7 protein-coding genes and 2 pseudogenes are annotated in these 12,620 nt (G+C 71.3%); 5 read left to right on the forward strand and 4 right to left on the reverse strand.

Going from position 1 to position 12,620, the window contains the following annotated elements:
• Positions 1-166 precede the first annotated feature (166 nt).
• Together A3IC_RS0100930 and A3IC_RS51835 are read right to left on the reverse strand one after the other, a co-directional pair.
• A complete protein-coding gene (locus tag A3IC_RS0100930; RefSeq protein ID WP_425387286.1) occupies positions 167-5,830 on the reverse strand; it encodes an ATP-binding protein in 5,664 nt (1,887 codons plus the stop codon).
• Between the two features lie 263 nt (positions 5,831-6,093).
• Entirely contained in the window at positions 6,094-6,969 is an 876-nt protein-coding gene (locus tag A3IC_RS51835) for an SDR family NAD(P)-dependent oxidoreductase (protein ID WP_020548179.1), read from the reverse strand.
• A gap of 627 nt (positions 6,970-7,596) precedes the next feature.
• Here A3IC_RS51835 and A3IC_RS68230 point away from each other — a divergent pair.
• The 4 genes and pseudogenes from A3IC_RS68230 (at position 7,597) to A3IC_RS0100950 (ending at position 10,195) form a co-directional block, all read left to right on the forward strand.
• Positions 7,597-7,893 carry an acyl carrier protein gene (locus tag A3IC_RS68230; protein ID WP_245599120.1) on the forward strand — a complete coding sequence of 99 codons (297 nt, stop codon included), beginning with the start codon at positions 7,597-7,599 and terminating at the stop codon, positions 7,891-7,893.
• A 149-nt stretch (positions 7,894-8,042) separates the two neighbouring features.
• A pseudogene (locus A3IC_RS70515) lies at positions 8,043-8,273 on the forward strand (beta-ketoacyl synthase N-terminal-like domain-containing protein); the annotation flags it as partial.
• A gap of 119 nt (positions 8,274-8,392) precedes the next feature.
• Positions 8,393-8,581 (forward strand): annotated as a pseudogene (locus A3IC_RS70520) (3-oxoacyl-ACP synthase); the annotation flags it as partial.
• A gap of 177 nt (positions 8,582-8,758) precedes the next feature.
• Entirely contained in the window at positions 8,759-10,195 is a 1,437-nt protein-coding gene (locus A3IC_RS0100950) for a hypothetical protein (RefSeq protein ID WP_245599121.1), read from the forward strand.
• A 471-nt stretch (positions 10,196-10,666) separates the two neighbouring features.
• Here the strand turns inward: A3IC_RS0100950 and A3IC_RS63825 are convergent, their stop codons facing one another.
• Positions 10,667-11,032, reverse strand: a complete 366-nt coding sequence (locus A3IC_RS63825) for a chaplin (protein ID WP_020548183.1) — start codon at positions 11,030-11,032, stop codon at positions 10,667-10,669.
• Between the two features lie 285 nt (positions 11,033-11,317).
• The gene (locus A3IC_RS0100960) at positions 11,318-11,677 is read right to left on the reverse strand and encodes a hypothetical protein (RefSeq protein WP_040875935.1); all 360 of its coding nucleotides are present in this window, start codon (positions 11,675-11,677) and stop codon (positions 11,318-11,320) included.
• A gap of 239 nt (positions 11,678-11,916) precedes the next feature.
• Between A3IC_RS0100960 and A3IC_RS0100965 the strand changes: the two genes are divergently transcribed.
• Positions 11,917-12,591: a TetR/AcrR family transcriptional regulator gene (locus A3IC_RS0100965; RefSeq protein ID WP_020548185.1), complete on the forward strand. Its 675-nt coding sequence runs from the start codon at positions 11,917-11,919 to the stop codon at positions 12,589-12,591.
• The last annotated feature ends 29 nt before the right edge of the window (positions 12,592-12,620 follow it).

Below are 12,620 nucleotides of genomic sequence, written 5' to 3' on the forward strand. Positions count from 1 at the left end.
GCGTTGTGCGCAGGCACGCCCGCGAAACTCCCCCGATCATCGGAAACTCCGGCATCGTCGCTGCTCACCGCACATGTCGGCGTTTTTCGAAACCACCCCTACGGACGCAGGCCGCATTGCTGCATTCGGGCAACCGCGACGGGAACCGGTCGGCGATGCGCCGGCTTCACCGGAGCGTGCGCTCCGGTACCGACGCCTGATGTACGAACAGGTCGGCCCGAGTTGCCTCGGCATCGCCCCCGGGAGCCGAGCGCAGGCGGAACTCGATGGCCTCGATGATCCGTGGGCGCAGTTCCTCGGCGCGGATGACGACATCGACGGAGCCGACCTCGACCGCCCGCCGAATGTCGTGCACACGGTCGAACTCCGTGGCCACCTCACCGAGTTTCTCCGCGCGGACCGACGCGCGGAACTCGTCCAGCTCCGCCTTCGACGCGGCGCGATCCGCGCCGAAGGTGCTCGCGACTCGGGCCTCCTGCTCTCGCACCCGCGGGTCGGCCGCCGTACGGGCGTGCACGTCCCCGGCGAACACCACTGCGGCGGCCGGGGCACCGCCCAGGACCGAGGCGAACGAGCCTTCCAACGCGAGCACGGTCATGTTCGGGTTGAGTGCCTTGGAGAAGACCACGAACGCGCCGCCGTGGTACCGCGAGATCACGCAGAAGACGATGGGCCCGCGGAAGTTCACGATCGCCCGGCCGATCTCCGCGCCGTACTCCAGTTGCAGCTTGCGCATCGACTCCGGTGAGCCGTCGAACCCGGACAGGTTCGCCAGCACCACCAGCGGCCGGTTGCCGGACGCCGCGTTGATCGCCCGCGCGACCTTCTTCGACGACAGCGGGAACAGCGTGCCCGCGGTGTAGGTGTCCGGGCCGTCCGTGGGCGGGAAGCCGCGTCGCGGCACCGACCGCGACTCGATCCCGATCAGACACACCGGCAGGCCCCCCAGGCGCACGTCCTGCACGGCCGCTGTGTCCGCGTCGGCCATCCCCGCCCAGCGCTCCGACACGGGGTGGTCCTGGTCGGACAGCGCGCGCATCACGGTACGGATGTCGAACGGCTTCTTGCGGTCCGGGTTGTGCTCCGCGGAGAAGATCTCGCCGACGGTGGTGAAGTCGCTGCCCGCCACCGCGTGCGGGAAGTCGCGGATGTCGCGGTCGAGGGGGTCGGTGGTCCGCGCCCGCCGCGGCATCTCCTCTCCCGGTACGACATAGGTGTGGTCGTAGTGCTCCAGCAGCACGTCCCGCGCGGCGGCCAGGTTCGGCGCCCAGTACTGCGCCTGGCCGTTGGGGCCCATCACCCGGTCGTAGCCGCCGATGCCGAAGTTGTCCTCGGCCGAGACGCCACCGGAGAAGTCCAGCGCCTGCTTGCCGGTGAGCACCATCGCCGAGNCCGGCGTCATCACCAGGATGCCCTTGGTGTGCATCAGCATCGTCGCCTCGGCGTTCCAATACGGCTGGGCGCCGACGGTGATCCCGGCGACCACGATGTTGATCTCGCCGCCGGCCTGGGTGAACGTGACGATCCGCTTGAGCGCGGCCGCGACCCAGTCCATGTTCTCGGTACCCGAGGTCATCGAGACCCGCGCGCCCGACGACAGCGCGAACCACTCCACCGGCACGCGCATCCGCTCGGCGAGGTCGAGCGCGGCGATCACCCGCGAGCACTCCGGCTCGGACAGCGCGCCGAGCGACTTCGTCGGGTCGCCGAGCAGCACGACCCTGACGACGCCCTGGGGGTGCAGCGCGGTCGGCGTGGTGACCACGCCCGCGACGATCGCCGCGGTGTTGTTCCCGCGCGGCCGGTCGACCGGCGCCAGAACATGCTCTTCGTCGAGGTCGTACTCGACGAAGTCGCCCAGCAAGCGGATCAGTTCGTACGGGTACACGGTGTTGCGGGCGGCGGCGCGGAGCACCTTGCGCCGGTAGTCGTCGACCGGCTCGACCGGCTCCGGCGAGCGCTCGCCGACGGTGAGTTCGGTGCCGCCGGAGGCGTCGCAGGCGACCCGCACGGCGATCTTGCCCAGTTCACCACTGTGCCGGTCGCGCCGGCGGGCGATGAACACGATCTCCTCCAACCCGGCACCCTCGGTCGTCGGCATCAAGCGCCCGACGACCGTCTCCAACTCGGCGCGGGTGATGTCGCTCGGCGGCCAGACGTAGATCACGATCCGATTGGTGTCCGCGTACTTCCCGGTCGGCCGCCGGGATTGGGCGCGGCGGATCGAGTCGAGGCAGGCGGCGAAGACGTTCTCGGCCGTCGGCAGCGCGATGAGCCTGCCCTCCTGGTCGCGCAACTCGGTGAGGTCACGGACCTGGGCGAAGGCCACGAGGCGGTCGTCCGACGGGTTTTCCCGCGCGACGCACCGGAAGAGGTAGACCTCCTCGTCCGAGGACGGCAGGCGGGTGAGGTCGAACTCGCTCAGCCGCTCCAACTGCATCCGCCGCGCGATGTACGGGTGCAGGCCGCGGATCAGCCGCTCCTCGACCATTCCGGTGCCGGTCGGGCGGAAGGTGAAGTGGTGGTGCATCACCGTGCCGCCGCAGCCCGCGACGGTGGCGGTGAGCCTGCGGACCCGGTTCGACAGGGGGTGTGCGTCGACGACTTCGTGCAGCGCGAGTGCCATCGCGTCGGTGTCCGCCGGCTGCTTCTCCCAGGCGAGATAGATGTCCGCCTCGACCGCGTCCTCGCCTCCCGCCAGTTCCGTGAGCCCGCGCAGCACGTTGCCCAGTTCGTCGAAGCGCACCGCCGAGGAGACCAGACGTGTACCCGCGCGCTCGGCCACCACGAACGTGCAACCCGCGACCTCACTCGAACGCACGCCGGTAAGGCCCTTGTTGCCGTAGTACCGCCGGGTCAGCACCTCCAGCATGGTCGTGTTGTCCAGGTCGTCGCGGCCGAGCCGCCGGCCGAGGAGTCGCACCAGCGGTTCGGTGCTGCGCACCATGGCGGCGACCCGCTCGGCGCGGTCCGGCGTGTCCGGGTGCTCGTCGAGGTGACGCAGGTGCCTGCGGACCTCGGTGTAGACGCGAGCCCGGTTGCGCCGCAGCAGCGGCTGGGCCAACCAGGCGAAGATCAGGCCGCGCGCGAGGTCGGCGACCGAGGGGAAGCGGACCTGGGTCGCGGCCACCAGCCGCTCCAGGGCCAGACCGACCGGCTCGCGCAGGGTCGCGTCCGGTGGCGCCTCCCGCAGCCACGTTCGCAGCAACGTCGTGACGACGTTGGCGTCGACGGACGCGCGCTGCCGGCCGAGGAAGATCCTGAACACCGCGGCCTCGAGCCCGGCCGAGGGCTCCGACTCGGTGACGCCGTAGTGGGCGAGCGCCTTGGCGAGCTTGGCCCGAAATGCCTCCGGCAGCCCGGCCCGTTCGACGTCGAGGCTCTGCAGGTAGGTGTGGAAGTGTTCACGGGCGCTGTGCACGTGGCTGTCGACGTCGCCGAACTCGCCTGCCGGGCGGTTGCGGCTCAGCTCGGCGAGATCGGCGAACAAGTCGACGAGTTCGAGCTCCTCGGCCAGTGGTCGTTCCTGGCCCTCCTCGATGGCCGCCCGGCGCGCCGCGAGATAGTCGTCGAGCACCCGGCGTTCGTCGTGCGGATCGACGTCGTACCCCAGGAGCAGGCCGCGCAGGTCCTCCCGGCCGCGCGCGGCGCGCTCTCGCGTCGGGAGCGCCTCGGCGGCGGCCGGCAGGTCCGGCTCGACGGATGAGGTGTTCTCGGCTTCGGCGGCTTGGTCGTCGAGCGGTTCCAGGCGCAGCAGCGGTGCGCCGGTGTCCACCTGGCTGCCCACGGACACGGCGCATTCCTTCAGCCGCGCCCGGAACGGCGCCCGCAGTACCGTCTCCATCTTCATGCTCTCCAGCACCAGCACCGGAGCGCCCGCCTCGACCTCGGCGCCCACCGCCAACGGCGTGGCGACGACCAGCGCGGGCGCGGGCGAGCGCACGACGCCGCCCTCGTCGCGGCCGACCCGGTGCGTCACGCCGTCGACCTCGACCAGGTGGATCGGCCCGTGCGTGGCGGTGAGCAGGTGGTACGCGGTGCCGTTGACGACGATCTGCCCGGTGTGCCGGTCGAAACGGTCGAGTTCGACGTCGGCGGTGCGCACGACGTCACCCACCTGGATGCCGACGCGGAACCGATGCGCACCGACGCGCGCGACGCGTACCCGGTAGCCGATACCGCGCAGTTTCAGGTCCAGCGGACGGCCGCTCTCGTGTTGCACCTGCGGGCGCCCACCGAAGGCCGTGGACAACAGCCGCCGCCGCTCCCGGAGTTCCTCTTCCTCGTACGCCTCGATGGCGGCGGCCGCCAGCGCCACGCCGGAGTGCCGATGCGCAACGAGCCTGCCCTCGCCGCGGACGCGGTCGATCCAGCCGGTGTCCGCGCTCGCGTCGATCACCTCGGGCTGGTCGAGCAGATCGAGCACGAAGCTCTTGTTCGTCGCGCCGCCCTCGATGACGACCCTGGTCTGCGACATCGCCCGGCGCAGCCTGCCGAGGGCCTCGTCCCGGTCGTGGCCGTAGGCGATGATCTTGGCGATCATCGAGTCGAAGTCGGCCGGGATGGTGTCGCCTTCGCCGACTCCGGTGTCCACCCGGATGCCCGGGCCCGTGGGCAGGTCGAGGCGCACGATGCGGCCCGGGGAGGGCGCGAAGTCGCGGTCGGGGTCCTCGGCGTTGAGCCGGGCCTCGATGGCGTGCCCGCGCTCGACGGGCGGCTCGCCTTCGAGCCGGCCGCCCGACGCCACCCGCAGCTGCGCCTTGACCAGATCGAATCCGGTGGTGCACTCGGTGATGGGATGTTCGACCTGTAGGCGGGTGTTGACCTCGAGGAACGCGAACTGCCGGTCGCCGGGGTGGTAGAGGAACTCGACGGTCGCCGCGCCGCGGTAGCCCACGGCGATGGCCAGTCGTTCGGCCGACGCCTTGAGTTCGGCGGTTTGTTCGGGGTCGAGTACCGGCGACGCCGACTCCTCGATGATCTTCTGGTTGCGTCGCTGGATCGAGCAGTCGCGAACGCCCAGCCCCCACGCCGTGCCTTCGCCGTCGGCGATCACCTGTACCTCGACATGCCGGGCGCCGGTGACCAGGCGCTCCAGGAACACGACGCCGCTGCCGAACGCCCGCTCGGCCTCCAGGCTGGTGCGCTCGTAGGCGTCGCTCAGCTCGGCCTCGCTCGTGACCACGCGGATACCGCGCCCGCCACCACCCGCGGTCGCCTTCAGCATCAGCGGATAGCCGATCTCGGCCGCCACCGCCAACGCCGCGGCCGGCGTCTCGACCGCGCCGCGGCTCCACGGCGCGACCGGCACACCGACCTCTTCGGCGATGAGCTTCGCCTGGATCTTGTCACCGAGGCGACGCATCGCCTGCGCGCTCGGCCCGACGAAGGTGACGCCGATGCGCTCGCACAGCTCCGCGAACGCCGGGTCCTCCGCGACGAAGCCCCAGCCGACCCAGGCGGCGTCCGCCCCGGTCGCCACCAACGCCCGCTCCAGGACGGCGTGGTCGAGGTAGGGACGAGCGGACGCGGGACCGAGATCGTAGGACAGGTCGGCCTCGCGCACGAATGTCGCCGCGTGGTCGACGTCGGTGTGCAGGGCCACCGTCTCGATCCGGGTCCCCGATTCCCCGGCCAGTTCCCGCACGGCGTGGATGAGCCGCATCGCGGCCTCACCACGGTTGACGATGGCGACACGACTGAACACTCGACCGACACTCCTCTGAAGCAACGATGTGCGCGCGGCGGCACGGCGGTTCCGGTGACGACCTTCCGTCCCCCGGCCTCGGCCGTGTCGCAGACGGGGCAGGCTATCGGGAACAGACCGCATGAAACGACCACGAAACACCGCACACTTGCGTCCGGCCGGGGCGCATCGGTGGGAGTTGGGGCCCGAATGTCGGCGTCGGATCCCGATGATCGCCCGTTCGGCGGGCACCCGTTCGGCGCAGCGCCGCTTCCGGCCTGGGCCCGAACCCAACTGCGAACGATGGCACGTGCGTTGGGGTCGCGCCGGCCGTCGAGGACCCCACCGCCCGATGTCACGCACGGCAGGGTCGAGCGATGCGACGCGGGCGGGGCCGAGGACGCGCGTCAGTGGGCCTGCCCGTCCCGGTGGGCTCCGACGGGCGGCACGTCGTTACCACCATCGCCTCGTCCCGATGCCACCGTGTCGGTATCGCGGTCGTGGGCCCCGACCGGGCCGGTGGTGAAGTCCTTGGCCAGGCCGGGCATCGTCAGGGACCGGTACGGGGCATGGCGCAGGAGACCTGCCAGCACCTTGTAGCGCATGCTCGGCACACACACGACCGGTGGACGGCGCCGATGGATGGCCCGCACCGCCTGTTTCGCGACGTAGGGCGATGCGAGCGTGAGCAACGGGGGCGGCGCGGTGACGCCCGCTCGCACGTGGAACTGCGACGCCATGTAGCCGAGCACGAGTGCGGTCAGCGCGACGGGCGAGGTGCGGACGCGCCGGGAGTAGGCGAACGACTGGGTCATGGCCAACTCGTACGCCTTGGCCGCGCCGTACGCCGTGCCCTGCCAGGCGGGCCCGACGGCGGCCACCGAGGACACGGTCAGGATGCGCCCGACGCCGCGCCGGAGCATTTCGGGCAGCGCGGCGTGGACGAGCCGGGAGGGGGCGACGACGTTGAGGGCGAGCATCCGCTGTTCGTCCGCCCAGGCCGTGCGGTCGAAGGACGCACCCAGGGCCGCGCCCGCGTTGTTGATCAGGATGTCGATGTCGCACGCCGCCGCGGCCACCTGTTCGAGGTCGGCCTCGACGGTCAGGTCGGCGGGCAACGCATGTGCCTTGATGCCGTGTTCGATCGTGAGGTCGGCCGCGAGTCGGTCGAGGGCTTCGGCGCCGCGGGCGACCAGGACCAGATCGTGGCCGCGTGCGGCGAGGGCGCGGGCCAGGTCGGCACCGAGACCACAACTGGCGCCGGTGACCAGGGCCGTGGACATTACTGCCTCCTTCTCGCAACGGGCGGACGGGAACCGCACACCAGCGACGACGGCTCGGACCGGCGAATCCGCGATGGAGGCCCGGATTTCGGTATCGGGACGCGAACGTCGAACCGGCGCGAGCACCGAGGGCGGCGCGAAATCGCGTCGTACGGCGACACCTCGCGAGGACGTGAGCGCCGACGTACGTACTGGGCAGGCCCGTGGTCGAGCCCGGCGGCCGGGACCGGATCCGGGTGTGCGTCCCATCCTTTGGGACGACGCCTCCCCGGACGGTTCGCCCGCTGTCCGCGGACGAATGATCGGCCGATCGGACTCCCGTACGGGCTGGTTAACCGCACGAACCCCGGAAAGGTCACGCCAGGTCCGCCTTCGTACGTTCGAGTTGCGATGGTTGCGTACTTGCGGGTGAACATCCAGGCATGCTCCCGGTGCCGTTCCCGGCCCATCACCCCAGGTCGTGGACTGGTTCGGGGGCGTGGGAGCGGCCGGGGGACGGTTTCGCGCCCGACCTCGCCACCGATACACAGGGTGCTCGATCGCATACCCGATCGGGGTTGTTGCACGGCGACGCGCCGCCGGGTGTGCGCGTTCCGACCGAGCAGGAGGGCGTTCCCCGTGTACGCGATGCTGTGTGAGTTGCTGGTCCAGGAGTTCGGCATCGACGCCACGGACATCGTTCCCGAAGCGACGTTCGAATCGCTGGAGTTGGACTCGCTGTCGATGGCGGAACTGGCGGTCATCGTCGCGGACCGGACGGACAAGGACTTCAGCGGGCCGGCCAACCTGGACAAGGACACCACGTTGGCCGAGGCCGCTGTGGCGTTCGAGGCCGTTCCGATCGCCGAACCGTACGCCCGGACCACCCCCGCCCCCTCCGTCCCGACCTCCGCCCCGGTTCACGCCTTGTCCTCGGACGGCTGAGATGGCCTCCTCCGAGGTTGCGGTCACCGGTCCGGGCCTGGTCACCGCCGGCGGAATCGGGGTCGAAGCCACCTGGAGGACCTTGTACGCGGGCACTTCCACGGCTCGCCGCGACCCGGTGCCGGCCGGCCTGGCGGTGGGCATCTCCTGTGGACGGAGGCTATGACGAAGCCGGCCGCGGACCGTGTCACCTCCGGCTCCCCGCGACCGCTCTGCCCCGCTCGCTGCCGAACACCCCGCGCACCGAGCTCGCCCTGGATCCGGGTGCCCAGGGCGCCGACTTCGCCCCCACCGCCGGTTGCGCGTCCGGAGCGACCGCGTTGGGCGTCGCCCGCGACCTGGTCCGCGCGGGCACCCTGGACATCGTCTTCGCCGGCGGCGCGGACACGATGTGCAACCGGCTCACCGCGACTGATTCGTACCGGGCGAGGGCATCGGCATCCTGGTCCTGGAGCGGCTGGAGCACGCGCGCGCCCGCCGGGCCCGCGTGCGGGCCCTGGTGTCCGGCTACGGCTCCGCGAGCGACGCCTGCCATGTCACCGCGCCGCACCCCGACGGCCGCGGCTCCCGACTCGCCACCCCCGCTGCCCTGGCCGACGCCGGCCGGAGCCCGGGCGATGTCGATCACGTCAATACGCACGGCCCCGGCACAGCCCTCGACGACGCCGCCGAGGCCCGCTTCCTCGCGGCCACCTTCGACCACTGCCCACCGATCACCGCCGCACCGACCCGAGTCGGATCCGGACGTGGTTGCCGAGGCCCCACGCCACCCCACCCGCCTGAACACCGCGATCTCCACCTCGGTCGCGTTCGGCGGCCGAAACGCCGTCCTCGCCTTCCGCTCAGCAACCTTAGGAGCCCCTGTATGACTGTGACCCGAGTGGAATCGATGTCGGCGCGATGCGCCGTCCCGGCTCCCCGCCGGCCGCTGGAAGAGTTGGACTGGTGGCGCTCGTGCAGTGTCCGGGTCGCCGACCCGGCCCCGGAACTCTCCGGCGTGGTGCGGTCGTTCCTGGACGACCTGACGGCGGCGTTCGTGCGTGGCGGGCACCGGGTGGTCCGGCGGGGAGCGAACGAGACCAGGACCGACGTGGTCCTGGTGGGCGTGTCCGTGCCCGACGGTCCCGGCCCGCTGGCCGACCGCATCGTGGAGGAACGGACTCCGCTGATGCTCAGGCTCCGCAAGGAGCAGGGTCGGCAGGGCGTGGTCGGCCGACTGGTCGCCGTCGCGGAAGTGCCCGAGCGGATGAGCGAGATGTCGCACCCCGAGGTGGTGCGCGCCGCGCGGATCCTGATGGCCAGGGTGGGGGTCTTCACGGTCGTGTTCGTCACTCCCGGCGCGCTGCCCGGGGAGGTCGCCGAGGCGACGCTGTGCACGATGGAAGGCGGACACCCCACCGAGACCGTGAACGTCGCTCAGGGCATCTGCGATCGACTGGTCGCCGCGGCCTGCGCCCACGAAGTGGCCGGCCGTCACGACGTGGTGCCCGATGCCTTCACCGCCGCCGAGTGGGCCGCCGCCCGCGTGCCGCGGAGCCTGGCGGCGGCCGGGACCCGGATGGGGGGCCTCGGGCTGTTGCCGGCCCCGCACGCGATGCGCGACTTCGTATCGCCTCGGCTGAGCCGCACCTACGCGATGTACCTCAACCTCCAGGGCTTCAGCGAGGGCATGCTCTTCGCCTTCGACCCCGATCTCGACGCGCTCGTGGTCACCGCGTCCGGGCGCTGGGGTGTCGACAAGCGCGACCTCTCCGACAGTGACCTCGTGGCCGTCGACCATCGCCTGAACCGGGGCCGGTTGCGCGTCCTGGCCCCCGAGGGCATGCAACCCATGGCTCCGTCGGTGGAGGCGTGGGAGGTCTGCGCGCTCCTCGAGGCGGCGCCCACCGTACGGGTCACCAGGAACGCGGCGGGGCATTGGGAGTGGGACCCGAACGGCACCCATGAGGTGCCGGCCATCCGGGCGGGCCTGCACGCGCACGTCGGTGTCTCGCACGCCGACTCGACCCTGATCGAGACCATCCCGCCGGACCGGGATCGTTATCCGTACGGTTTCGGCTGTGGCACGGATCTGATGATCGACGTCGCCAGTTCCACGCTGGCCGCCTCGCGCGCGCTGCACGACCCTGCGGACACCCGCCACTACGTGCGCTGGCCCATGCTCTACCACGGCGAGATGGCCCTGGAACTGTGGGGACCCGACCAGCCCGACGAGCCGCTGCGCGGTCTCCTGGACCTCTTCGACCCGCAGGTGCTGGGAGCCGTGCGCTTCCACCCGGACCACATCGACCAGCCCTGCTGAGCACCGCGCCGCACCCGCTCTCGCGCCCGGGGTAGCCGCTCGGGTGTGGGGGGAACTTCTTCCGTCGTCCGTCGTGACGGGCGATACGTCGGCCCCGACCATCCCGTGGTCGGGGCCGAAGTCGTCGTGCCGAGGCGGGATGAACACGCGCCCGACCCGGGGGCGTTACGAAGGTGTCGATCCTTCTTCCGCTCGAAGTCCCGGAGTTCGCGGGGCCGGCGGTGGATCCGGTCGCTGGCATGCCGATGGCGCGGCGGCCCGCCCGGACGCCGTCCGTGGTCCTGCGGCGGATCGTTCGCGTGAGGGACGGCACCGATGGTGCCCGGGGGCGCGGGTATCCCCCTCACTCCGGTGTCGTCGCGAGGCGGCGACACCGGAGCGGACGATCGCCGAATCCGCAGGGCGGGCACGGGATCCCGGGCTCGGACGCGGAGAGGGCGGCCGAACCGGTGACTCGAACGAAACGAGGTGTCAGACCCCTACACGCTCCAGGAGCGAGCGGTGGCCGTCGTCGTGCTGGTAGCCGCCGCCACCGTGCGGGTGATCCTGCCGGCGGTGGCCCTCGTGCTCGTAGTCCTCGTCACCGTAATCGTTGATCTCGGCGATGACGCATTCGTTGCCGAACGCCGGGTTGAGCGCGGCGCCCGTATTGGCGGTGTCGCCGCATCCCATGGCGGGAGTGTGGAAGGGTGTCTGGCCGATGTTTCCGGAAAAGACACCCGAGGACTTCACCGCCGCAGCATCGGCATCGGCGCTCGCGCTCGCGGCGCCTGCGCCCGTCATCACGAGGGCGGCGGTGCCGACGGCCAGGACACTGACCTTTTTGAACGAGTTCACGACAATCTCCCGTGTAGCGCAGCATCCGCGCCGCCCGATTGCGACGCGCACTCCTCTCAACGAGGCCGGCCGGCTCCGGCAACCATCGCCGCACCGGTTCACCCGAATGGCCCACGCCCGATCGGGGCCTTGGGGCGTGTCTTCGATCCCCCGCCGGACACCCGTCCACGCGAGGGCCCGATCGGACCGCGGCGGACGGCCGTGTTCGAAGCGCCGCCGGCCGTCGGCGACCGACCGGGCCGACATCCACCGCCCCCGGCAGCGGGGGCGGTTCGGGTGGTGGTGTCACCGGGTCGGCAGGCGACGGCGCGCGCGGTGGATGGTGAAGACGAGGGCGGCGGATGCGGCGACGATCAGGGCGACGAACGCCGGGTGGATGTCCTTGGACAGGCTTTGCGCGCCGTCGGGCCGTACCAGCCACACGGTGAGTGGGATCGCGAAGGCCACTGCCACGAGGGCGGCCGTCAGGCGGACCGCCCGGTCGCGGACTCGGGTGAGCGCGCCGACCAGGGCGATGACGACGGGCACGCCCGCGAGCAGGGCGAATTGGGCGAGAACCATGACGGGAACGGCCCACGCGCCGATGGTCACCGCCCGAGGCACGCGTCGGTCCGTGGCTGCGGGCGAGGTGGCTGCGACTGACATGACGTTCTCCTTGTGCGGGCGTGGGGTCGGACGTGCGAAACCGAAGGCGACGCACCGCCGGGTGCCTGAATGGCCTTGCCGTTCGTTATAAGTTGTAACGCTCGTAAGTAGTCCTCGTCAAACACGTGCGTGATACCCTCTAACCAGACCTTGAGCATGTAGCCGCCAGGGTCCGGCAAGATCGGCAAGGTCCCGGCAGGTTCCATCGGGGTTCATCGAGGTCCGGAAAGAGGCAGACCATGGCGGAGACCGACACGGAGACCCCGCGTGAGCGCTACCGCACCCAGGTGCGCGCCGAGATCAAGGAGCACGCGCGGGAGCAGATCGCCACCGCCGGAGCCTCCGCACTCTCGCTCAACGCGATCGCGAAACGCATGGGCCTCAGCGGCCCCGCCCTCTACCGCTACTACGCCGGCCGCGACGACCTGATCACCGAACTCGTCGAGGACGCCTACCGCAGCCTCGCCGACACCCTCCACGCGGCCGCCGCATCCGGCCCCGACCCGAGGGCGCTCGCCCACGCCATGCGCGGCTGGGCCCTGGAGGACCCCCAGCGATACCTCCTCATCTACGGCACCCCGGTCCCCGGCTACCACGCCCCCGACCACGTCACCGTCATCGCGAACGAGCTCATGACGACCCTGCTCGACGCCTGCTCCGCGACACTCCCCGACGGCCCCGTGACCCCACTCGACACCCACCTCGCGAACCACCGCCACTGGGCCGCCGACCACCCCGCCTCACCCGCCGTCCTGCACCGGGCCCTGACCTTCTGGACCCGACTCCACGGCGTCCTGTCCCTCGAACTCGCCGGCCACTTCGCCGGCATGGGCTTCGACCCCGCCCTACTTTTCGCAGCCGAACTGGAAGACCTCCTCACCGACGGCGGCGATCCGCCCACCGACCACCGATAACCACCGACGCGCCGCCGGCCGGCAGAGTG

The organism is Embleya scabrispora DSM 41855 (genome assembly GCF_000372745.1).
Taxonomy (GTDB): Bacteria; Actinomycetota; Actinomycetes; order Streptomycetales; family Streptomycetaceae; genus Embleya; species Embleya scabrispora.